This window comes from Bradyrhizobium sp. (assembly GCF_016213215.1).
Lineage (GTDB): Bacteria > Pseudomonadota > Alphaproteobacteria > Rhizobiales > Xanthobacteraceae > Bradyrhizobium.
In genome coordinates this window covers 25,263-49,453 of the sequence record NZ_JACRAW010000068.1, presented here as the reverse complement: position 1 = coordinate 49,453, position 24,191 = coordinate 25,263, and the positions used below count along the sequence as shown (strand labels likewise).

General features: G+C 62.0%; 16 protein-coding genes. 10 read left to right on the top strand and 6 right to left on the bottom strand.

The annotated features are described in order from the left end of the window. Positions 1-329: 329 nt before the first annotated feature. Positions 330-2,252 (bottom strand): ATP-dependent helicase, encoded by a 1,923-nt coding sequence (locus HY852_RS12250; protein WP_291604952.1) that lies wholly within the window; start codon positions 2,250-2,252, stop codon positions 330-332. Positions 2,253-2,512: 260 nt separating this feature from the next. On the opposite strand from HY852_RS12250, the gene HY852_RS12245 reads away from it, so the two are divergent. The 6 genes from HY852_RS12245 to HY852_RS12220 all read left to right on the top strand — a co-directional run bounded on the left by HY852_RS12245 (position 2,513) and on the right by HY852_RS12220 (position 13,787). Continuing rightward, positions 2,513-3,202, top strand: a complete 690-nt coding sequence (locus tag HY852_RS12245) for a hypothetical protein (protein ID WP_291604950.1) — start codon at positions 2,513-2,515, stop codon at positions 3,200-3,202. Between the two features lie 295 nt (positions 3,203-3,497). After that, a complete protein-coding gene (locus HY852_RS12240; RefSeq protein ID WP_291604958.1) occupies positions 3,498-5,135 on the top strand; it encodes a thiamine pyrophosphate-requiring protein in 1,638 nt (545 codons plus the stop codon). Positions 5,136-5,729: 594 nt separating this feature from the next. Then, positions 5,730-7,238, top strand: coding sequence for a hypothetical protein (locus tag HY852_RS12235; RefSeq protein ID WP_291604949.1), 1,509 nt, complete (start codon positions 5,730-5,732; stop codon positions 7,236-7,238). A gap of 230 nt (positions 7,239-7,468) precedes the next feature. Further along, a complete protein-coding gene (locus HY852_RS12230; RefSeq protein ID WP_291604948.1) occupies positions 7,469-12,157 on the top strand; it encodes a GAF domain-containing protein in 4,689 nt (1,562 codons plus the stop codon). Further along, positions 12,154-12,543, top strand: a complete 390-nt coding sequence (locus HY852_RS12225) for a response regulator (protein ID WP_291604946.1) — start codon at positions 12,154-12,156, stop codon at positions 12,541-12,543. Before HY852_RS12230 ends, HY852_RS12225 begins: the two co-directional genes overlap by 4 nt. Then, a complete protein-coding gene (locus tag HY852_RS12220) occupies positions 12,540-13,787 on the top strand; it encodes an adenylate/guanylate cyclase domain-containing protein (protein WP_291604944.1) in 1,248 nt (415 codons plus the stop codon). The genes HY852_RS12225 and HY852_RS12220 overlap by 4 nt, the downstream gene beginning before the upstream one ends. A gap of 17 nt (positions 13,788-13,804) precedes the next feature. Here the strand turns inward: HY852_RS12220 and HY852_RS12215 are convergent, their stop codons facing one another. Continuing rightward, entirely contained in the window at positions 13,805-15,385 is a 1,581-nt protein-coding gene (locus HY852_RS12215) for an MDR family MFS transporter (RefSeq protein ID WP_291604943.1), read from the bottom strand. Between the two features lie 160 nt (positions 15,386-15,545). After that, positions 15,546-16,061 carry a YcgN family cysteine cluster protein gene (locus tag HY852_RS12210; protein ID WP_291604942.1) on the bottom strand — a complete coding sequence of 172 codons (516 nt, stop codon included), beginning with the start codon at positions 16,059-16,061 and terminating at the stop codon, positions 15,546-15,548. 299 nt (positions 16,062-16,360) lie between these two features. On the opposite strand from HY852_RS12210, the gene HY852_RS12205 reads away from it, so the two are divergent. From HY852_RS12205 to HY852_RS12190, 4 genes are read left to right on the top strand one after another with little or no spacing between them, the layout of a single operon-like run. After that, positions 16,361-18,634 (top strand): transglycosylase domain-containing protein, encoded by a 2,274-nt coding sequence (locus HY852_RS12205; protein WP_291604941.1) that lies wholly within the window; start codon positions 16,361-16,363, stop codon positions 18,632-18,634. A gap of 6 nt (positions 18,635-18,640) precedes the next feature. Continuing rightward, positions 18,641-19,219, top strand: coding sequence for a DUF1214 domain-containing protein (locus tag HY852_RS12200; RefSeq protein ID WP_291604940.1), 579 nt, complete (start codon positions 18,641-18,643; stop codon positions 19,217-19,219). Beyond that, positions 19,216-19,803 carry a DUF1254 domain-containing protein gene (locus tag HY852_RS12195; RefSeq protein ID WP_291604939.1) on the top strand — a complete coding sequence of 196 codons (588 nt, stop codon included), beginning with the start codon at positions 19,216-19,218 and terminating at the stop codon, positions 19,801-19,803. Before HY852_RS12200 ends, HY852_RS12195 begins: the two co-directional genes overlap by 4 nt. Positions 19,804-19,824: 21 nt before the next feature. After that, positions 19,825-20,652, top strand: a complete 828-nt coding sequence (locus HY852_RS12190; RefSeq protein ID WP_291604937.1) for a hypothetical protein — start codon at positions 19,825-19,827, stop codon at positions 20,650-20,652. Positions 20,653-20,784: 132 nt separating this feature from the next. On the opposite strand, the gene HY852_RS12185 is transcribed toward HY852_RS12190, so the two are convergent. The 3 genes from HY852_RS12185 to HY852_RS12175 all read right to left on the bottom strand — a co-directional run bounded on the left by HY852_RS12185 (position 20,785) and on the right by HY852_RS12175 (position 24,176). Continuing rightward, a complete protein-coding gene (locus HY852_RS12185; RefSeq protein WP_291604936.1) occupies positions 20,785-21,978 on the bottom strand; it encodes an aspartate kinase in 1,194 nt (397 codons plus the stop codon). A gap of 19 nt (positions 21,979-21,997) precedes the next feature. Continuing rightward, on the bottom strand, positions 21,998-23,137 hold the full coding sequence (locus HY852_RS12180) for a peptidase M15 (RefSeq protein WP_291604935.1): 1,140 nt from the start codon (positions 23,135-23,137) through the stop codon (positions 21,998-22,000). Positions 23,138-23,414: 277 nt separating this feature from the next. Continuing rightward, positions 23,415-24,176 carry a hypothetical protein gene (locus HY852_RS12175; protein ID WP_291604934.1) on the bottom strand — a complete coding sequence of 254 codons (762 nt, stop codon included), beginning with the start codon at positions 24,174-24,176 and terminating at the stop codon, positions 23,415-23,417. Between the last annotated feature and the right edge of the window lie 15 nt (positions 24,177-24,191).

Sequence of the window (24,191 nt, the reverse complement as noted above, 5' to 3'; positions counted from 1 at the left end):
TGGCGTGTGCTCGCCATCGAACCGAAGCAAGGACGCGCTTCATCGTCGTTCGTCCGCGCGCCGCCTGATCGCTCACCAGCCTTGAAGGCCAGCCCTGCGACTGCCTGCGCGCCCGACGCTGCCGCGTCCACCGCATCTCAACCCGCGTTTCGTGACGACGTACGACCGCCCCTCGTGCCGGGTGAGACGGACGATCTATACGCCAAATCCGAATTCTGAAAAAGAGAATTATTTTTGCCGCGGGGCTTGACAGGTTTTCGACTGATTTGCCTGCCAGGCAGATTGGGCCAGGTACGAGCGGATACTACGGCAGCGGACGTATCACATTGTCACACCTTACCAGCGACGGGCTTGGGAGCGGATGGCCCGAGCTCCTGGAGAAAGATGCTGGGCGAGAGTTGAGCCTGCCCGTAGTTGCTCTTCGTGAACGGGATGCCGAGCTGCTTTGCCATGCCGGCGAGCATCTCTTTTGGGTAGGTAATGTAGAGACTGCCGGGATGGCAATTCCCAGCCTTCACGCGGGTCACACCAACGAAGAAGAGCCGGCGAGCTTCCTCAAGCGCCGCATCCGCAATCACCTTCGGCGTGCCCTTCTCGGAAATCTGGGGCAGCACACCCTGCACGCACTGTGCGATGAATACGAACGGCGAGCTAAGACCCTTGCTCTTGTGCAAGCTCATGACACGCACTTCCTTCACCTCGGGCGGGATGTCGGGCTGCGTGATCTCCTTCATCATTGCGCTGAACAGATCGTGAGCGTCCGTCACCTCGCTAGCTGCCGAGAGCGCCAATTCGCGTAGCTCGGTGATACTCTCCACATCAGCCGGAAAGAGCATGTCGATGAGTTGCCCCATATCGTCAGTAAGTAGATCGAGATCGGTGAGCGCTTGGCCAATCGCGTTGAACTGTTCGATCAACGATTTCACATGCGGCAACTCGAGTGTACCGGCTGCGAGCTTCTCCATCGCCTGGAAAGGCGTGTCGCCGCTATTCTCGCAGTGCTCACGCACCCGCGCGTAGGCCGGTGCACGAAAGTCGTTCGAATCGATGCCAAGCAGGTACCGCAGCGCCACACGGTCTTCCTTGTCGAGCAGTAGTTTGAACATAGCAAAGCGCTTCTGCGCCTCGTCGGTTTCGAGCTGACTCTCCTCATAGTAGGACTTCGCGGGAACCTCGACAGCCTTGAGCGCTTTAAGGATCACGCGCGCAGCCCGCTTGCGCTGGACAAGGACGATGATCTCGCTCGGCTGTACGCCCGCATCGAGAAGCTCTTTGACCTTTTTCCCGATCCACTTCGCCTCGATGGCCGGGTTGGTGAGCTGAACGATCTGCACCTCGCCCTCGCCTTTCGCCTCAATAGGCTTCAGCTCGCGCGGGTCACGGTTCTTGTTGTGGCTGATGAGCGAGTTCGCCATCGCCACGACAGTTGTGGGGCACCGCTGGCAATCGGCCATCTCAAAGTCAGCACATTCGGCATGAACGTCTTTCCATTCGCGAATACCGTCGGGGTGTGCACTCTTGAAGGAGTAGATCGACTGGTCGTCGTCGCCGACGATGCAAATGTGGGCGTTCTCGGCCAAGTACGCGATCGCGGTCTGCTCAGCCTTGTTCAAGTCTTGGTACTCGTCCGCAAGGACGTGGTCAAACTCAGTGTGCTCGTCGGCTGCGGGATTGTCCTTCAGATAGCGCACGAGGTAGGGAATGACCTCGCCTATCAACATGCTCTTATGAAATATGTGCCAGTCGAGCAGGATCTTCTGAAACGCTTTCTCCTTATTGGTCGCCGGGAAGCCCGGCTCGTCGCCTTGACTACGCGCCCACGCGGCCTCATAGGCCTCAACAAGAGCCTTGCACTCCTTCTTCCCGCCAGTGACGGGAGCAATGTCGCAGTACATCGCCTTCTGCTCGAAATTATTAAGCGGACGGGGAGTGCGCCCGAGACTGTTCAGCACATGTTCGCGTGCGAGAATGCGCATTGCGAGCCCGTGGAGCGTCTGTCCTTCGAGTTTCTCGCAACCCGGCACCTCAAGTTTTTGCAGCTCGCGGTGCAAATCCTCGGCAGCAACGCGGGTGAAGGTGACGGCGAGCACATTCTCCGGCTCGACCTGCTCCTCCAGGAGCCGCGCAACCCTGCGTTTCATTGCATACGACTTGCCGGTTCCTGGCCCGGCAATCACGCGAACGCGGTCCGCCTCCGTGGCTGCGATCTTGTAGGCTACACCGTCCTTATCCAACCCTTCGTCCCAAGCCACTCTTCCCCCTGCCGCTCGATCCCCTGGTTGAGGCGCCGGGACACTACCACCGACGGGACGCGATTTCGACAATTGAATATGTAGGGAATTAGCGGCGGTTGGGCACGATCCGATGGTGCTAGGGGCAGACCTACACATTTTCGCTAAGGTATTGGTAATAGAAGCCGTTTTCAGAAAGAGAAATTACCTACAGATGTCCTACCCACGCGCGCGTGAGTTGCAGTGTTGCGCTATGATGCCCCCGAGTCGCGGGGGTGCGGATGACCGATGAAGAAGCTTATGCAGAACTGCCGGATGATCCGGAGATGGCGTTTCTGCAACTGGAAAAGCATTTCAGAGAACAGTGCGAAGCCAAGCTGAAGGTCGCTGGCGAGAACGACTATGTAAACATGTACTACGTTGAGTACATCAGCAAAGTAGTTGCGGCCATCCAGGAGCTGGGCATTTCGACGGAGTTCGAAACCGAGGTGCCGAGTATCGCGAATGTCAGCTACCAGACCTACGCTGACTTTGGGAAAGATGTAGATCATTACCGAACCAAGCTCAGCATTCGTCATGCTCGACGTGCCAAAGGCTACTCGGTGCGATTCGATGCAGCTACAAAAACAAAAATTCGGCACCATCTCGAACAGATGCGGCAGATCATCGAGAAGCTTGAAGTCAACCGAGACAAGAAGCAAAGCCTGCTCGACAAGCTGAACGATTTCGCGAAGGAAGTGGATCGCGACCGCACCCGCTTTGAAGCGTGGGGGGCAGTGGTCATTCAGGCCGCTGAAGTCTTTGGCGAGGCCGCCGAAAGAGCGGAACCCGCACGCAAGTGGCTAGACAGTATCGGTCGACTTATCTGGGGTGCGAAGGAAAATGAAACAGAGACGAAGCATCTTCCGCCACCGAAGGAAGTAAAAAAGATTGGAAAGAGGTCGGACCTAGACGATGATATTCCGTTCTAGTCAGGTATCGAAATGTAAGGCGCACCGACTTGCCAGGGTCGAAAATTCAATCAAGCTTCTGATCGGGCCAGCCGCACCAAGTGGCAACAATATCTCCGCGATGAAAGCGACCGGCCAGTTATCCCATCTACGACTTCTACCCTGTGCACTGCAGCGCCCTGCCGATTGCCCTGCATGGCAGCCCTTCCCTGCCGCCTCGCCTACCCCGCTTTACCCATCCCCCAATTCCTGATCCTCTATTCCCCAGAACGGTCGGAGCGAACCGACCCGCCTTTACCGCCCTGGGAGAGAGACGATCATGAAGCTCGGCACGGCGATTGCGGAAATCATGAGGCGCGAGGGGATCGAGATCCTCTGCGGCTATCCGGTCAACCATCTCATCGAATTCGCGGCTCAGGCCGACATCCGCCCGATCATGGTGCGGCAGGAACGCGTCGGGCTGCACATGGCGGATGCGATCTCGCGCGTCACCTCGGGCCGCAGCATCGGCGCGTTCTGCATGCAGCACGGCCCCGGCGCCGAAAACGCCATGGGCGGCGTCGCGCAGTGTTTTGGCGAGTCCGTGCCGGTGCTGGTGCTGCCGATGGGCTATGCCCGCCGGCTGTCGAACATCGAGCCGAACTTCAGTTCCAGTCAGGCGATGAAGGCTTTTGCGAAATCCGCAGAGCCGATCATTCTCGCCAGCGAGGTCGGCAACATCTTCCGCCGCGCATTCACCAGACTGAAGAACGGCCGCGGCGGACCCGTCATCGTCGAAATCCCCTCGGACATGTGGAACGAGGAAGTCCATGAGCCGCTGGACTACACGCCGGTGCTGCGCACCCGCTACGGCGCCGATCCTGTCCATGTGAAGGAAGCAGCCAGCCTTCTGATCGGCGCCAAGCGGCCGGTGATCTATGCCGGACAGGGCGTGCACTATGCGCAGGCCTGGCCGCAGCTGAAGCGGCTTGCCGAGCGGCTTGCGATCCCCGTCACGACCAGCCTGGGGGGCAAGTCGTCGTTCCCGGAGACTCATCCGCTGTCGCTCGGCTCCGGCGGCCTCGCCGTGCCGCGCGCGGTGCCGAAATTCCTCGCTGATGCCGACGTGATCTTCGGGATCGGCTGCTCGTTCACCGAGACCCATTTCGGCATCGCGATGCCGAAGGGAAAGACCATCATTCACTCGACGCTCGACCCTGCGCATCTCAACAAGGACGTCGAGGCCAGGGTCGGTCTCGTCGGCGACGCCGCCCTGGTGCTGGATGCGCTGCTGGAAGAGATCGGCAAGACGGTGACCTCCGATCGCGACGCTTCGACTGTTGCCGCCGAGATCGCGGCCTCGCACAAGGAATGGCTGGCAAAATGGATGGGCAAGCTCACCAGCAACGACGCCCCGCTCAGCCCCTATCGCGTGCTGTGGGATCTGCAGCACACCGTCGACATCCACGACACCATCATCACCCATGATGCCGGCAGCCCGCGCGACCAGCTGTCGCCGTTCTGGAAATCGGTCGAGCCGCTGTCCTATCTCGGCTGGGGCAAGACCACGCAACTCGGCTACGGGCTCGGGCTCGCCATGGGCGCGAAACTGGCAAAGCCCGACAAGCTGTGCATCAACGTCTGGGGCGATGCCGCGATCGGCTTCACCGGCATGGATTTCGAGACCGCGGTACGCGAGCGCATCCCGATCATGTCGATCCTGCTCAACAATTTCAGCATGGCGATCGAGCTCAAGGTGATGCCGGTCTCGACCGAAAAATATCGCTCCACGGACATCTCCGGCGACTACGCCGCGATGGCCCGCGCCTTCGGCGGCCATGGCGAGCGGGTGACGCGGCCGGAAGACATCGTCCCCGCGATCCGGCGCGGCATCCAGAAGACCAAGGAAGGGGTGCCGGTGCTGCTGGAATTCATCACCAGCAAGGAGACCGAGGTGTCGCGGCCGGGGACCTGAGCGGCATCGACGAAGACGCACAGGAACGACCTCGCATCTCGCGATACGTCTTTGCGAGCGGAGCGAAGCAATCCAGACTGCTCCCGCGGCGACAGCCTGGATTGCTTGTCGCTTACGCTGACGGTGTTGCATCCTGCCGGTCTCATCGTCGTGTTGCCACGCAAGAGCAATTTGCCAGCCCTCCGCGGTCCGGCCGACATCGCGTGGTGAACCTCCGCTGCGGAAAGTGCGACTAGAGGCTGGCGGGCACCGGTCCGATTGCTGAGATGCTGCGGTCGGCTGGTTGCTCCCTGCCCTGAACACCCTTCATTCCCCGCAAGCGAGTACCGGACAATGTTCCAGCTCATGCCAGCGACCACAGCGGCCGACGAATTCAACCTGCGAAAGCATATCCTGGGATTCACATCATGGGCGTGGGAATCCTATCTCAAGGACTGTCCAATCCTTGTGCACCGCGGAGATCTCGCGATTGCGGGCGACTTGACGCTGGACGGTTATCGCGGGCTGTGGTTCGGAGGCGCCAGGCCGACGACGGCGGAATGGCTGGCCGCGTTTGCGACGCTGATCGGAATGGATCCCGGCGCCCTCAATTCCATGATCGGCGATCGCGATATTTTCGGGCTGGTGGTGGATGGCGGCCTGACCATCGATGGCGCGCTGGTCAATGCCGACATGGAGTCCGGCGCTTTCCTGCTGGTGCTGGGCCCGCTGAAAGCGCGTAACGCCTCCGGCGGCGGAGCGGAAATAATCATTCAGGGTCCGGCGACGGTGAGCGATGCCGTCATCGGTCACTACAACGACGGCAGGCTGCATTTCAATGGCGGCCTGGAGACGCCGCTGTGCATCAGTTCCGACCACGATCTGTCCATTAGCGAGCCGCAGCGGATCGACTTCAATTGGAGTGAGGAGGACGACGTCCGCAACGAGATCGAAGAGCAATTTTATGAGGCATCCAAAAGTGAAGGGGCCTACGACGTGCTGCCGATCGCCCTTGCACAGCGGGTCCGGGCTGACCTCGATAGCTGGGAGCGTCTGGAATCGGCGATGCAGAGGGGGAAAGCCGTGCTGTTCCGGCCTGACGGCGCGCCGGCGCGCGGCGAGGCAGCCGACCCGGTGCGCATCGGTGCGCAATGGGACCGGCTGCGGCTCGTGCCCGAAGCGGAGCGCACCGCCGCCCTGTGCGATGCGGCACTCGCCAATTCGGGCTGGGCGCTCATCTACACGCCTCAGGAGCACTGGACCGACGAGCGGCTGGCCGAGGCCGTTCGCCGCTCGCCCGAACTCCTGCATGGGGTCATCCCCGCGGGGCGCGTGACCGAGGAAATGATCCTGATAGCAGCGCGCCGCCTCGGTTTCGACTCCCTGCCCAGCCAGTTCAGGACCGAAGAGGTTCTCATCAATGTTCTGCGCGAGGCGAAGGACGATCCGGAGCTGAAGACGCTGGCCCAAATTCCCGCCAAGTACATGACGCTAAAGGTCGTTGAAGCTGTCCGGGAGATCTATGCTGATCACCCGCTCTACAAGCGGCTCGAAGCCGTACGGTCGAATGTGAAGAAGACCGAGACATTCCATCTGCTGGGGAACGTGTGGTCCGCGTTCCTCACCGAGACCAATATCATCCAATCCCTCAAGCTGAGCGGCCAGGGCGAGAACATTCACCCCAGCGCGATGACGCCAGCGGTGTGCGACGCCATGGTGGACTATAGCGCATGCCACCTCTACCTGATCCCGCCCGAGCTCGTTCGCGACCATCACGTCGACCTCGCGTTGAGACGCGACGGCCTCTCCCTGCGATACGTGCCGGAGGTCATGCGCACCGCCGCGCGCTGTGAACAAGCGGTGCGCGACGACGGCCAGGCGCTCGAGTTCGTTCCGCCGGAGCTTGTCACCCCTGCCCTCTGCGAGCTGGCGGTCGGGAACGATGGAATCGCGCTCGCCTACGTTCCGGCAGGGTTGCGCACCGAGGCGTTGTGCCGCCGTGCGGTCCTGCGGTCGCGCGCTGCCGACCTCGCGCTGATCCCCGAGGCATTCCGTGACAAGCTTGCCGAAGAAGCGCGCGCGTTCGAGGCCGAGGATCGCGAAGCGAGATCGCGCGACGATTGAGGGCGCCCGCGCCCGGATCTATCGAGCGATCAGGCGTGGCATTCGGAAGATCGAGTCCGATGACGAGTGTTGAGATTCATCACTAGTCCGGCCTGGAACCTGACATCCATTGTGCGGAACTCGTCCGGATATGCTGGCCGGAAGCGTTCCGTGATGAAATAATTCGGCTACAACTGCTGCAAATTATTGGCCGGATGCCGCGAGGCACCGGACGATGTGGATTTCATCTCATGCCCGCGGTGGTTCAGGACGTCGCCGACTTGAGGGAGGAGAACGCCCGGCTGACGGCGGAGCTGCGCGCCGCGCAAGACCGCCAGAACGCCACCGCCGACATCCTCAAGGTGATCGCGAGCTCGCCTTCCGACGTGCAGCCGGTGTTCGATGCGATCGCCACCAGCGCCAACCGTCTGATCGGCGGCTTTTCCACCACGGTCTTCCGGTTCGTCGACGGAATTGCGCACCTTGCGGCGTTTACCCGCACAAATCCCGTCGCGGACGACCGCTTGCAGAATATGTTTCCGCGGCCGGTGGCGGATTTTCCGAGTTTCGAGCTCGCCTCGTCAGGCAAAGTCGTCCCGATCCCCGACACCGAAGCCATCTCCGAGCTGCAGATCAGGGACGTCGCACGGCTGCGCGGTTTCCGTGCCATGCTGTTTGCACCGATGATGAAGGACGGAAAATCGATCGGCATGATCAGCGTCACGCGGATCCAGCCCGGCGCCTTCCCCGAACATCACGCGCAGTTGCTGCAGATGTTTGCCGACCAGGCGGTGATCGCGATCGAAAACGCGCGATTGTTCAACGAAGTCCGGCAGCGCACCAACGATGTGACGGAGGCCCTGCAGCAGCAGACCGCGATCGGCGACGTCCTCAAGACGATCAGCCGCTCGACCTTTGATCTGCAGCCGGTGCTCGACACGCTGGTAGAGACGGCCGCGCGGCTGTGCGACACCGAGATGGCTTTCATCATGCGGCGCGAAGGCGATCTGTATCGCGCCGGCGCCGCCGTCGGCTACACCGCAGATTACATCGAGTTTCTCAAGGCCCATCCGATCAGGCCCGATCGCGGCACCATCACCGGCCGCGCCGTGCTCGAGAAATGTCCGGTGCAAATCCTGGACGTTGCCGCGGACCCTGAATACAAGTTGCAGGAATCGACCATGCTTGCCGGACAGCGCACCGCGCTTTGCGTGCCGCTGTTGCGCGAAAACGAGCCGGTCGGGGCAATCGTGCTGGCGCGTCAGCGCGTACAGCCATTCACGGAGAAGCAGATTGAGCTCGTCACGACGTTCGCCGATCAGGCAGTCATCGCCATCGAGAACGTCCGGCTGCTCGACCAGCTTCGCCGGCGCACTGACGATCTGAGCGAATCCCTGCGGCAGCAGACCGCGACCGCCGACGTGCTCAAGGTGATCAGCCGATCCGCTTTCGACCTTCAAACGGTGCTGGATGCCTTGCTGTCGTCGGCATGCCGACTGTGCGAATCCGACATCGGAACGATACGCTACCTCGACGGCTCCGATTACCGGCTCGCCGCGACCTTCGGCTGCCCGCCGGCGTGGGTCAGCCACTTCTCAAGCTACTCGACAAAGCCGGACAGAGGCTCCGTGTTCGGTCGAACCATCATTGATGGGCATACCATACACATTCCCGACGTGCTTGCGGATGCCGAATTTGCGCGGCCGCAGGCACAGAAGCTGATGGGATTCAGGGCGGCGCTCGGCGTGCCCCTTGTCCGCGAAGGAAACACGTTCGGCGTCATCAACCTTTTCCGCTTCGCAGTCGGTCCGTTCAATGACAAGCAGATCGAGCTCGTCTCCACCTTCGCCGACCAGGCAGTCATCGCCATCGAGAACGTCCGGCTCCTCGACCAGCTTCGCCAGCGCACTGACGATCTGAGCGAATCCCTGCAGCAACAGACCGCCACCGCCGATGTGCTCAAGGTGATCAGCCGATCCGCTTTCGACCTGCAAACGGTGCTCGACACGCTGACGGAATCGGCCGCGCGGCTCTGTGGCGCCGAGATGGCGGCCATCGCCCGGCAAGACGCCGACGGCACCTTCTACCATGCGACCCGATACAACTTCTCGCCCGAGTGGGCCAAGGTCTCTCATGGCATTCGGCTGCATCCGGACCGCGGCAGCCTGATCGGGCGGGTGCTGCTCGAGGGCAAGGCCGTTCAGATCCCGGATGTCCTGCTGGATCCCGAATACGCCTTTCCCGAGCAGCAGAGGGTCGGGGGATATCGCACACTGCTTGGAGTTCCCCTGCTTCGATCCGGTCAGCCGATCGGGGTGCTGTTTCTCGGCCGCAAGGCCGTTGAACTCTTCGCGGACAAACAGATCGAACTTGTCTCAACCTTCGCGGACCAGGCGGTGATCGCCATAGAAAATGTGCGATTGTTCGACGAAGTGCAGGCCAAGAGCCGCGACCTGCAGGAGGCTCTCACCTATCAGACCGGCAGCGCCAACATCCTGAAAGTCATCGCCTCCTCCCCGACCGACGTCGGTCCGGTCCTGAATGCGATCGTCGAAAGCGCCTGCGAGCTTTGCGAGGCCGCTGATGCGCTGGCCGTTCTGAAGCATGGCGATGAACTCCTGTACCCTGCGCATCACGGATCCATTCCCGTCGTCTGGCAGCGACAATCGGTCAATCGGCAAACACCCTCGGGTCGCGCGATTCTCGATCGTCATCCGGTCCACGTGCGTGATCTCCTCGGGCCCGAAGGGGACGCTTTTCCGATCGCAAGAGAATATGCATATCGGTCGAACGTCCGCACCGTACTTAGCGTGCCGCTATTGCGCGACGGTGAGAGCATCGGCGCCATTGTGCTGCGCCGCACTGAAGTTAATCCATTCAACGACAAACAGATCAGCCTCCTTCAGACCTTCGCCGACCAGGCGGTGATCGCGATCGGCAATGTCCGTCTGTTCGAGGAGGTGCAGGCGCGCACGCGCGAGCTCACAGAGTCCCTGGAGCAGCAGACCGCGACGTCGGAAGTGTTACAGGTCATCAGTTCCTCACCGGGCGAATTGGAGCCGGTCTTCAAGGCCATGCTGGCTAATGCAACGCGGCTGTCTGACGCGAGTTACGGCGTGATGTGGCTGCGCGAAGGTGATGCATTCCGCAGCGCGGCGATCCACGGGGCGTTGTCGGCCGCCTATACCGAGCAATGGCGAAGCGGGACTCTCTACCATTCCACCCCATACTCGCCCTTGGCTCTTGTCATGCAAACTCGAAGTGCCGTGCAGATAGCCGATATGCGCGAGAATCGTTCCTATCTTGATGGCGATCCGCTGCCTGTAGCGGCGGTGGAACTGGCGGGCATCCGTACGCTGCTCTTGGTGCCGATGTTCAAGGAAGATGATCTGATTGGAGCGATCGCTATTTACCGCCGTGAGGTGCGGCCATTCACCGACAAGCAGATCGATCTCGTCTCCAACTTCGCCAAACAAGCGGTCATCGCGATCGAGAACACCCGGCTATTGAAGGAGCTGCGTCAGCGTACCGCCGACCTGACAGAGTTGTTGGCCCAGCAGACCGCGACGTCGGAAGTTCTCGAAACCATCAGCTCCTCAAGCGGAGACCTGCAACCGGTTTTCCGGAAAATGCTGGAAAACGCAATCCGCGTCTGCGGTGCCAAATTCGGCACCATGAATCTTTACGAAGAAGGTGCGTTTCGCACGGTTGCATTATACAACGCGCCGCAGGCTTACGTCGACACCCACCTCTACCAACTCATTCGACCGCATCCGGCAAGCGGGCTCGCGACCCTTGAGCGAACCCAGCAGACCGTCCAGATCGATGACATCAGGAATCAGCCGCCCTATCTCGAAGGAAACCCCAACGTTCGCGCGCTGGCCGATCTCGCCGGCGCCCGAACGCTCGTCATCGTTCCCATGCACAGAGAGGATGAACTGATCGGTACGATCACGATCTTCCGCCAGGAGGTTAAGCCCTTCACGCAAAAACAGACTGAAGTTGTTGCCAACTTCGCCAGCCAGGCCGTCATCGCGATTGAAAACGCCCGGCTGTTGAATGAACTTCGCGCGCGCACGAAGGAATTGTCGCAGTCGCTGGAAGACCTGCGTACCGCGCAGGACCGCCTGATTCAGACGGAGAAACTCGCCTCCCTCGGCCAACTCACCGCCGGCATCGCGCATGAAATCAAGAATCCGCTGAATTTCGTCAACAACTTCTCGGCGCTGTCGTCGGAACTGATCGATGAGCTCAACGAGGGTCTCGAAAATGCCGCCCTCGACGGCAAGATTCGGGAGGAGATCGGCGAGCTTGCGCAAATGCTGAAGGGCAACCTCGAAAAGGTTGTGCAGCACGGCAAACGCGCAGACTCGATCGTCAAGAACATGCTGCTGCATTCGCGCCAGGGCTCTGGCGAACGTCGCCCGGCCGACATCAACGCGATCGTCGAGGAAAGCCTCAATCTTGCCTATCATGGCGCGCGCGCCGAGAAATCCGGCTTCAACATCGCACTCGAGCGAAACCTCGATCCGGATGCGGGGATAATCGACCTGTACCCGCAGGAAATCACGCGGGTATTCCTCAACCTGATTTCCAATGGCTTCTACTCGGCCACCAGGCGCAAGGAAGCCGCTGGGAATTCCTTCGAGCCGACCCTGCGCGCAACGACGAAGAACCTCGGGACCGAGGTGGAAATCCGCATCCGTGACAACGGCACGGGCATCGCGCCAGAGGTGAAGGAGAAGATGTTCAATCCATTCTTCACCACCAAGCCGGCGGGCGAAGGCACGGGACTTGGCCTCTCGATGAGCCACGACATCATCGTGAAACAACACGGCGGCAAGATCGACGTCGACACCGAGCCTGGCGTATTCACCGAGTTCATCATTACGCTGCCACGTACTGCGGCCGCGCAAGTGCAGACCGGAGGCAAGAATTGAGCGTCTACATTCTCGTCGTCGATGATGAGCCCGATATCGAGGCTCTGTTCCGTCAGCAATTCCGGCGCGACCTGCGCCTGGGGCGCTTCCAGATGGAGTTCGCCACCTCGGCGCTGCTGGCGCTCAAGCATGCGGGGGAAATTCCGGAGCCTTCGCTGGTCCTGATCCTCTCGGACATCAACATGCCCGGAATGAGCGGGCTCGAAATGCTGCCGAAGGTCAAGGAGATCCGGCCCGACGTGCCCGTTATCATGATTACGGCCTATGGCGATGCCGAAACCAGGCGCAAGGCGCTCGAAGTCGGCGCGGCCGACCTTTTGACCAAACCGATCGATTTCATCGTGTTGCGCCAGGAGATCGATGCAAGACTTGAGCAGGCTGCATGACCGCAACCATCCTCGTTGTCGATGACGAGCCGGACCTGGAGGCGCTGGTCCTTCAGAAATTCCGACGGCAGCTGCGCGAGGGTTCGGTCAGCTTCATGTTCGCTCGTGACGGGCTTGAAGCGCTGCTGTCGCTCGAAAAGCATCCGCACGTGGATCTGGTGGTCTCCGACATCAACATGCCGCGCATGGACGGCTTGTCGCTGCTCGCCAAGCTGCAGGAGTCCGAAGACAAGAAATCGACCATCATCGTCTCGGCCTACGGCGACATGAGCAACATCCGCACGGCGATGAATCGCGGCGCGTTCGACTTCCTGACCAAGCCGATCGATTTTGCCGACCTCGAAGCGACCATCGACAAGACCCTGCGACACGTCGAAATGCTGCGCGAGACGCGTCGCCGTCAGGCCGAAGCCGAGCGCGCCCATGCTTCGCTGTCCCGTTACTTTTCGCCGGCGCTCGCCAAGCGTCTTGCCGCGAGCGTCGGCGACGGCACCGAGGTGCACTGGCGCGACGTTGCGACCATCTTCACCGACATCACCGGCTTCACCTCCCTCATCGAAGGCACCGCGCCCGAACTCCTGGGCGAACTGCTCAACGAATATGTGAGCGGAATGACCGATGTCGTGTTCGCGCACGAGGGGACCGTGGCGAAGGTGATCGGTGATGCGATCGAGGTTCTGTTCAACGCCCCGAGCGACCAGCCCGACTATGCGACGCGCGCAGTCGCCTGCGCGCAGGATCTCGACGCCTGGGCGGAGGCGTTTCGCAAACGCTGGAAAGCAAGGGATGTGAATTTCGGCGTCACCCGCATCGGCGTTCACGCCGGTCCCGCGCTGGTTGGCAATTTCGGCGGCAGCCGCTTCTTTGACTACACCGCTTACGGAGACACCATCAATACGGCGGCGAGACTCGAAGCGGCGAACAAGTTTCTCGGCACCCGCATTTGCGTCAGCGCCACGGTTGCGAATGCGGTCGAGAATTTCAGAGGACGCCCGGTCGGCGACCTCATGCTGCGCGGTCGCAGCGAGCCGTTGCGCGCCTACGAACCGTTGTCGCCGGAGAGCTTTGGCGGGCCGGCAGCGGGCCAGTATGCCGCGGCCTTCGCCAAGCTCGAGGCAGGCGATGCTGCAGCAATGCCGGCCTTCGCGGCGCTGGTGGGCTTGCATGCCGACGATGCCCTGGCCGGTTTTCATCTGAGACGACTGCTCAACGGCGCCAAGGGCGTCCGCATGCAGCTCGAATAGTCGTTCTCACCGCCCGCCTACTCCACCACCTCGACCGGCCGCGAGGCGGGGCCGGCCAACGGGCGCTCCTCCATGGCGATCAGGCAGAGCGTAGCGATGCCGAGCAGCGCGGCAGCCGCTCCGAACACATACCGGAACGCGGTGATCATGTCGGCAGTCGGGATCGCGCCGATCGAGCCGCGGTGCTCGCCGGCAAGCGAGATGTCCGTCCCAAGCACCATCAACAGGATGGCCGCGAAAGCTGCGACGGTGAACGAAGCCAGCAGCGAACGGAAAAAGTTCATCGCGCCGGTAATGGTGCCGATCTGGGCGCGGGCGACCGAGTTCTGCAGCGAGACCACGCTGACCGGGAACGTCGTGCCGAGACCGAGCGCAAACACCGACATCAGCACCAGCAGTCCCCATAGCGGCAGCGTGGTCAGCGCCAGCCCCGCGCCACAGATGGCGGCAACGGAGGTGCCAACGATGGAAAGGCGCTTGTAGTGCTTGGCGTGCACCATGTTCCGCCCGGCAATCGCCGCGCCGACGGTGGAGATCGCGGCCAGCGGGATCAGGGCAAGGCCCGCCTCGCTGGCGCTCAGGTGGTAGACGACCTCGTAATAGAGCGGCAGATGGACGGTCAGTCCGGTGATCGCCCCCAACGCGCATCCGCCGGCCGTGATCGCATAAGGCGCCACCGTTCCGCGCATCAGCGACAGCGGCAGGAAGGGCTCGTGCGCCCGGCGAGCGTGCCAGACGAAGGCGAGCGTCAGGGCGAGAGAGGCGCCAACCATCGACAGGATGGTCGGTGAGAGCCAGGGAAAGCGGTTACCGCCCCAGGTCAGCACCAGCATGAAAACCACGGCGGACGCCATCAACAGGACCCCGCCAACCCAGTCGACTTCGCGCCGGCGATGATAGACCGGGAGCTTGCTCATCTTCGGCAGCAGCAGCGCGAGCGCCCCCACCGCCAGCGGCACGTTGATCCAGAAGATCATCGACCAATGCAGGTGTTCGGCAAAGAGGCCGCCCAACACCGGTCCGCTGATGCCCGCCGCGGTCCACACCCCGCTGAACCAGGCCTGGTACTGGCCGCGCTCGCGCGGGCTCACCACGTCGGAGATGACGGTCTGCACCACCGGCATGATGCCGCCGCCGCCCAGCCCCTGCAGGCCGCGGGCGACGATCAGGACCGGCAAGTTCGGCGCAACCGCGCAAAGGACCGAACCGGCAATGAACAAGCTCAGCGACACGATGATCATGGCGCGCCGGCCGTAGATGTCGCTCAGCGTACCAAACACCGGCGCCACCGCCGTCGAGGCCAGAAGATAGGCCGTGATCACCCAGGACAGGCTGGAGACGTCCTGAAACTGCCGCCCGATGGTCGGCAGCGCGGTGGCGACGATGGTCTGGTCAAGGGCGGCCAGGAACATCGACAGCAACAGGCTCATCAGGATGGTGCGGACCTCGCCAGGGGACAGCGGCGCGGGCGGCGCCAGCGGCGGTGCCTCGCTGAGCGCGATCACCTGCTCCGGAACTTTCGCAAGCTCCGCCTCAGCATCGGCCGACAACGCGTCCTGGTCGGCAGATTGACCGCTCTGCCGTTCGATCCTGTTCATCTCGGGCGTAACTTTGCAGCGGCGCAACGCCGCGATGGATTCGTTCTATGAATGGCAATGTACGCAGCAAATCCACGCCGCGGCAGCCGCCCCAGCGCATGGGCGCATTCCGCCGCCGGGCGGGCCATCCCGATGATGTGCCCGCACCAAACCGCAGGATTCAATCCTTCGGCCGCCTCTTCAGCCGTGCGCGCTTCGGCAACAGTGCCGGCCATTGCACGATATGGTGCTCGAGCTCCGTGTCCGGAATCTCGTCCTCCGTCCCCTGCACACGCCCACGTACCGACACGCCGGCTTGGTGCACCGTTGCGGGATCGCCGGAAATCAGGGGATGCCACCAGTAGAGATCGCGCCCCTCGGCCACCAGCTTGTAGGCGCAGCTCGGCGGCAGCCAGTTCAGGGTGCGGACATTCGCCGGTTTCAGCCGCACGCAGTCGGGAACCTTCTCCGATCGATTCGGATAATCCTTGCAGGCGCACAGGCCGGCATCGAGCAGCTTGCACGCCACGTGGGTGAAATAGATCCTGCCGGTATCCTCGTCTTCCAGCTTTTCCAGGCAGCAGCGGCCGCAGCCGTCGCACAGGCTTTCCCATTCAGCCTCAGACATCTCATCCAACGTCTTGATTTTCCAGAAGAATTCCTCCTGGTCGGAAATTCGTTTGGGAGCTGCGGTCATGTGGTTCAGGTGATTTTGAAAGAGCCTTGGCAAGCATCTAGGGGGTGCGGAGGTATAACCGCAAGCAGTGTCTCTGCGGTGTGCGATCAAAGTCGGGATTCACGTCATGCGCTTGCGTCAAAATGCCAAGCTCGGCATTGGTTTATAGCCCCTGCTCGGCTAGAAGAAACGTTGAGTCCCCACGGACGCCACTGAGCGCCTTGGGTTTGCCGCAACATTCCCGCAAGACGTCTCGATGGCCCTGCCGGGTGCTTGAACGCTTCGAACCGACCCGAATTGAACGGACCTAAGGGTTCCAAGTGCGCCAGATCATACCGCAGCGTTGGAAGACGAAGATCCGGCACGTCCTGCTGGACGTCGACGCGCGCATCGACTCCTCCCTGTTCTCGTCGGCCAAGGGCGCGCGCGAGCTCTATGAGCGGTACTCCACCTTCATGGACCGCTTCTATGTCGGCCGGTGGAAGCGCTGGGTCTTCGTCGAGCCCCTGTCGGAGGCCGCCACCCTGGGGCTGGGCGGTCTGATCCTGCTGTTGACGCTGGCAATCCCCGCCTTTCGCGAAACCGCCGACGACGACTGGCTCAAGAAGTCCGACCTCGCGGTGAGCTTCCTCGACCGCTACGGCAACCCGATCGGCAGCCGCGGCATCAAGCACAACGACTCGATTCCGCTGGAAGATTTCCCCGACGTGCTGATCAAGGCGACGCTCGCCACCGAAGACCGGCGCTTCTACGACCATTTCGGCATCGATATCGCCGGCACCGCCCGCGCGCTGGTGACCAACGCCCAGGCCGGCGGCGTTCGGCAGGGCGGATCGTCGATCAGCCAGCAGCTCGCCAAGAACCTGTTCCTGAACAACGAGCGTACGATCGAGCGCAAGGTCAAGGAGGCGTTCCTGGCCATCTGGCTGGAGACCCGGCTGACCAAGAACGAGATCCTGAAGCTTTATCTCGACCGCGCCTATATGGGCGGCGGGACCTTCGGCGTCGACGGCGCGGCACATTTCTACTTCAACAAGTCGGCGCGAGACGTGAACCTGGCCGAGGCGGCGATGCTGGCCGGCCTGTTCAAGGCCCCGACCAAATACGCCCCGCACATCAACCTGCCCGCGGCGCGCGCCCGCGCCAACGTGGTGCTCGACAACCTGGTCGACGCCGGTTTCATGACCGAGGGCCAGGTGTTCGGCGCCCGCCGCAACCCCGCCTTTGCCGTCGACCGCCGCGACGAGAACTCGCCGAACTACTATCTCGATTATGCCTTCGAGGAGATGCGCAAGCTCGTCGATACCTTCCCGAGGTCCTATACGGAACGTGTCTTCGTGGTCCGCACTGCGATCGACATGAACGTACAGCGGGCGGCGGAAGATGCGGTCGAGAACCAGCTCCGCCAGTTCGGCCGCGACTATCACGCGACGCAGGCGGCAACGGCCGTCGCCGATCTCGACGGCGGCGTCCGCGCCATGGTCGGCGGCCGCGACTACGGCGCGAGCCAGTTCAACCGCGCGACCGACGCCTACCGGCAGCCGGGTTCTTCGTTCAAACCATATGTTTACACGACGGCCTTGCTGAACGGCTTCAAGCCGAATTCGACCATTGTCGACGGCCCGGTGTGCATCGGGAATTGGTGCCCGCAGAACTATGGCCATTCCTATTCCGGCTCGGTCACGCTGACCCAGGCGATCACCCGCTCGATCAACGTCGTGCCAGTCAAGCTGTCGATCGCGATGGGCGGCAAGGACGGTCCGAAGGCCGGCCGCGCCAAGATCGTCGAGGTCGCGCGCCGTTTCGGCATCAAGGCCCCGCTGCCTGACACCCCGTCGCTGCCGATCGGCTCCGACGAAGTCACGGTACTCGAGCACGCGGTCGCCTACGCGACCTTCCCGAACAAGGGCAAGGCGGTGACTCCTCATGCAATGCTGGAGGTGCGCACCGGCACCGGCGACCCGGTCTGGCGCTGGGACCGTGACGGACCAAAGCCGCGGCAGGCGATCCCGGCTTCGGTTGCGGCCGACATGGCGGGCATGATGAGCCACGTGGTCAGCGAAGGTACTGCGCGCCGCGCCGCCCTGGACGGCATTCCGACCGCGGGCAAGACCGGCACCACCAACGCCTACCGTGACGCGTGGTTCGTCGGCTACACCGGCAACTTCACCTGCGCGGTCTGGTACGGCAACGACGACTATTCGCCCACCAACCGCATGACCGGCGGCTCCTTGCCGGCACAGACCTGGCACGACATCATGGTTGCGGCCCATCGCGGGGTCGAAATCAAGGAAATCGCCGGCGTCGGCATGGGCACGAAGCTGCCGCAACCGGTCATGCCGGCAACGATGGCGGCGACGGGCGCCCCAAGGGCTCCGGAAGTCGGGCCGGCGCCCCCACCCGTACTGACCAAGCGCGGCGCCGACATCCTGGTGCGAGTGGAGAAGCTGCTCGACGATGCGGCCAGGAGCGCGACCAAGTCGTCATCGGACGAGCCGCCCAAGCCGGCGAAACCGGCTCCCTCAAGCGCGCTCGCCTTCCCGCAAAACTACGTCGCGGAGACCGCAGGCTCTTCCGACTCGCGCAAGAATTAACTCATCGTGCGGCCGGTCCTCATCACATTGCTGGCGCTGCTTCTCGCGACAGTCGTCGGCGTCGGCGCAACCTGGATGACCACGACGCGCGGGACCGAGCTCGGCACGCTGACGATCGGAGCCTGGACGGCGCGGCCCAGGACCGGCACCGCCGACGTCGATCCCTATTCCCGCGCCACCATCGTCCGCAACGGCGAATTGCCGATCGGCACCGGCGACGGCGTGGCGTTCACGGCAATGGCCGACGATAGCAGCAAGCCGCTCGACGGCCGCTGCGACGTGGTGGTCAGCGGTGTAACTCCCGCGGCGCGGTTCTGGACGCTGACGCTCTATGACCGCAAGGGACACCTGGTCGCCAATTCGCTGCAGCGCTATGGCTTCACCAGCCAGGAGATCATCCGGCAGTCGGATGGATCGTTCGAGATCCACGTTGCCTCGCGCGCCCGCGCCGGCAACTGGCTCCCCACCGGCGGCATAGAACGCTACACCCTGATGCTGCGCCTCTATGACACGCCGGTCGGCGTTGCGACGCGCACGCAGCGCGACGCGCCGATGCCCTCGATTGCAACGGTCGGGTGCCTATGATCCGGATTGCATTCACCATCATCGCCGGCGTGGTGCTCGGGCTCATCGTGCACCTGGTCAGCGTGCTTGCCTTGCCACGCATCGCGACCCAGGACGCCTATGCGCGATTGATGCCGATGACCAATCTGACCTCCGTCACGCCGCTTCCTCTTGCCGATCCCGGCAACTCGCCGATGCCGTTCATGGATCCGGCCTTTGCCATGGCGATCTGCCGCTACGACCTGTCGGACGGCCCGATCAAGCTCAAGGTGCCCGTGAGCCAGGCCTACACCTCCGTGTCCTTCTATACCCGCAACGAGATCGCCTATTACGCCATCAACGACCGCTCGGCCGGCCGCAAGGTGATCGAACTCGACCTGATGACCGAAGCCCAGCACCACGACCTTCCCGAGGATGAGGAGGTGACGGCGGCCGACCGCCTGATCATCGATTCCCCGACCACGACCGGGCTGATCCTTCTGAAGGCGCTCGCGCCCGAGCCCGGCCTGATGCAGCAGGCGCAAGCCTCGCTCGCCACCGCAACCTGCGCGGTCCAGACGGACACGCCGGCAAAACAGGCGGATGCCCCGCGCCGCCGGCGCTAAAGAAACCGGGGAGGCACGCAGTTGAGCAGATTGACTCTGGATGAAGGCGCCGGCTCATTCGTGTTTCGCGATGATGATGCCGTCTCTTCGCGACGAACGATGCGGGTCTTTTCCTTTTGTCCCCGGTCGAGTGGTCGGCACGCACGTATCATCATTGCGATGCATGGCTTGAATCGCGCTGCTGCAGAGTTTCGCGACCTTCTTGCACCGCAAGCTGAGCGCAACGGGCAAATCGTGTTGGTACCGGAGTTCGATCCGGATCAGTTCCCGGGCCTGCATGCATACAATTTCGGAGGAGTGCGACTGCCGCCGCCAGACAACACAGTCTTGCCGCGCGATCAGTGGAATTTTGGGATCATCGACAGGCTGTTTCATTATCTTCGACATGCGAACGGTTTCAGCCGAGGCACCTTCGGCCTATTTGGCAACTCCGCAGGAGCCCAGTTCGTCCTACGCTACCTTGCACTCACCGATGCCGCTTCCGTTGATCTGGCCGTTGCCGCCAACTGCGGAGTCTACATGCTGCCGAACCTCACTGCGGAGTATCCAATCGGCATGGGAGGACTCGATCTCAACGCAATTCATCTGCGGAGATACTTGGGGCGGCCTCTCGTCATCTTACTAGGCGAGGCCGACAGTGACCCTGACGCCATCGACCTGCCCCGGATGGACTATGCCATGGCTCAAGGACCTCATCGCCTCGCGCGCGGGCTCTGGCATTTCAAGCACTGTACGGAGTTAGCTGAGAGTCTCGGTGCGAAGTTTGGCTGGAGACTCGAAATCGCGCATGGTGCCGGGCACGTCGATCAACAGATTTACGACCGAGGCTCCAACATCTTGAATAGCTGAGTGGATGGCTTTGTGCCAGTTTCTGCTTCTGGCCCTTCGCAACAGATTTGCAACACCACGTGCCCTCGGCTGCTAACGGGGCAAAGTGATATGGCATCGTCGCGTCACGACACCAATTTATGGGTACACGGCCTAGATCAGCGAATGCAAAGCCCTGACCGCAGCCTCGCGGCTCTCCACAGGAACAAGCAGGTTTACCGAAAGTGGCGACAAGACATATTTGTCGGCGACAATCCCGTGATGTTGCAGAGTCTGAATCGCCTTAAATGGCAGGTCTGAAGAAACGCCGCCGAAGCAAGTGACGCTCACCGAACTCAAAGTCTCACGATGTTTGCGTAAGTCTTCACTCCTTTCAAGCGTGCGCAGCAAAGTGTCGAGCGACTCCGAATCGGAGGTCATCATAATGCGGGTTTTTCCGGCTGTGAAAGCCGAGGCAAGGAGTTGCGGCCAAGACAAGCCATTTTGTTTGAGATGCTGCGCGAATTTCTCAAGACCTTGATTGAGATCCACCGAGTCGATCTCCACATGCTCAATGCGGGCCATCGAGTTGACGGCCAAGATTTTTCCGCTTTCCATCGCCGTAACTTCTTTCATCACTTGCGTGCTGTGTTCAGCGCCGCCCCATTTTTTCAAGACCAAAGGCACGTTTTGGCTTTGTGCCAGCTCGACGCTGCGAAGATGCAGAACCTTGGCGCCCCAAAAGCACATTTCGGACAGCGATGCAAAATCCAGCTGACGCAAGGATTTTGAATTCGCCACGATGCGCGGATCGGCCGAACAAACTCCGTCGACCTCTTTGATGATCTCACAGCACTCGGCTTTTAGCACCGCGGCCATGGCGACCGCCGTGGTGTCGCTGCCGCCCCGGCCCAGCGTGGTGATTTCTTTGGTCCTCGGATTCACGCCCTGAAAGCCTGCCAAGACCACGACGCGTCCGCGTTCGAGTTCTTCGCGCACGCGAATGGGCCGCACATCCAGAATGCGCGCGGAGGAATGGGATTCGTCGGTCATCACTCCGGCTTGACTGCCGGTAAGGCTAATTGCCGGAACGCCCAAATCGGACAGCGCCATGCTCATCAAAGACATGCTGATGCGCTCACCGGTGGTTAACAACATATCGAGTTCACGGCGATTGGGATGCGGGCTTACTTGATAGGCCATCTTGATAAGTTCGTCGGTGGTCCTACCCATCGCGGAAACGATCGCTACGACGCGATGACCTCGCCTGTGCAAATCGGCGAGACTGCTCGCGACCGCGCGGATTTTTGCCGGCGTTTCCAGACAGGCGCCGCCGTATTTTTGCACGATGATGTGATTGTTGCGCATTCTGCCGTGCTTGAACGGGTTAGATCGTTCTCGCCTTCGACGATCTTGCGGTTCTTGGGCGTTTCCCGACATTGTGATCGGCTAGCCGGTTGCGCTTCTTCAAATCTGATCCCGCGTGTTGAACTTTCGTCCCGCGCTGGTGAGCGGCATATTCCTTGCCGTCGACCGGAGCCAGATGCGGCGGATCCCTGTCGAGATATGGTCGCCCGATTCCGAACTCCTTCCCGTGTGCGTCGATCCACTTCCAGAGGGCTTCACTGGAAATCCATCGCTGCGCCCGTGTGCCGCCCTTGACGCTCACGACATCGACCGCAAGCCCGCGGCCATAGCCGCCGCGGAGGCTCCCGCCATGGTACGACCTGTTGGACGCTGCCTTCAGGCCGCTTGCGATCGATTGACGGTAGTCATCGCGGAACGCGCTGGTTATGCCAGGCGACAGCCCGGCCGCCTCGGCCGCATGGAGAGTATGAAAGAGCTTCAGCTTGAAGTTCCGATCCATGCCGCCGATCACGTAGTCCATCATCGTCATGCCGGCTCTTTCCGCCGCCTTCGGATCCTTCCATGCAAAATTCTCATTTACGAGCTTGATGAAGGATTTGGTGACGGTCACTGTTCTGCCCTTCTTCTTGACTGTCACTTTCCTCCGCTCATGGACCTTGATGGTGTCCTCCTTGGGCGCCCGCTGGTAGAGCGCCCACAGGTAACGGTCGACGCAGACGTCCGCTAACAAGCACTCGTCCAATATTTCGATGGAGCCCGCGGCCTCCTTGGCGTCGCCAGGCACCGGATCAGGCGTGCTCGCTGGCACCATTTGCATGGGCGGAGTTTCAGGCGACAGCATCTGCGACGAATCGGTCAACGCGACCACGACGATCGATTGGGGCTCATCCGAGGACGCCGTCGTGTTGGTGGCCATCCCTGCCACCGCGTCGGCGGCCGCCACATCGGCGTTAGCGATAGTGGCGTGGCCCCTTGCGGTTGCCTGCGGGGCGTCGGCCAATTCGGCGTTGGCGGCGAGATATGGTGCGAGGCGGTCCACGACTTGCGCTGTGCCGGGGTTCTCGATATCGGCCGAACCGACGCCAGCGAGCCACGCGACGACCCAAACCGCGAGAACGATGGTTCCGCACAACGGCGCCGCCACTGTCCGTGGCTTCATGATCCGAGCCTCCAAAGGCTCCACTTGAGCCAGTTTGAATAGCCAAGGCCTGCGAGGCCGCTGATTTTTTGGATCACAATATGGACGCGCAATGGCGGAAACTGCAGGTCAGCAATTTTTCCAAACAGTGTTGCTCAAACGCAACGCGAGCAGTTGTTATGAATCGGGAGCTTCCAATCATGCGCCATGAGCCCGCCGACTGTGGAGCCGCGTGGCGTTTCGCAGATTTCGAACGCAGGCTGTTTGCCTTTCTCGATCGCACGCTGCCGCAGAGGCGCTAGCCGCGCACGCTGATCGCGCGCCCGAAGGGGGGGCGCGAGGCGACCGGCGGATTAGCGGTCTGCGCAGCAAGCTCGGAGATCAGGCGGTCGGCGTCCGCCGCCATGCTGTCCGGAGCCTGGATTACCAGCCGCTCGAGCGCCCAACGATAGGAAGAGACGCGACGCTCGAGGCATTGCTGCACCCACTGCACGATCAGAGAGTTTTCCTGCATGCGGGCGACCGCATCGGCGCGCTCGTGCGGCGTCAGCTCGGAGACATGCCCCATGGTGGCGTGGCGCTTGCGGTCGAGATCGATGACGCGGATCGCACTGGCGAAGAACGGCTCGAAGCGCGTGATGTCGTCACGCACGTCCTCGATGAGCTGCGAGTAGCGCGATGAATGCGAGCGGTGCGGCTCGTCGATCAGCGTGCGCCCGTAGGTCGTCCGATCAAACGCCACGTTCTGGCGCCACGGCGCCGGGATCGGCTTGTAGTCGCCGAACACGCTCTTCCAGGCGGGGCGCGAGCGCGGCGGCTCGATCAGCGGATAGGCGAGGTCCCGCAATTGGCGCTCTTCGTCGGTGAGCTGGAACCTGGAGGGCCGTGCACCGATGCTGGAGGTCGCTTCGGCGCCGATCCAGCGGTGCATATCGTCGCTGCGGAGATCGTCGCGGGTACGGCCGAAATCACCGCCACTGCATGCCCCGAGCATCGCTCCGAGGATGAGGAGCGTCAGGGCCGATGATAGACACCGGATCGGGCGGTACGTCCCCGGCATATCGATATGCCCTTT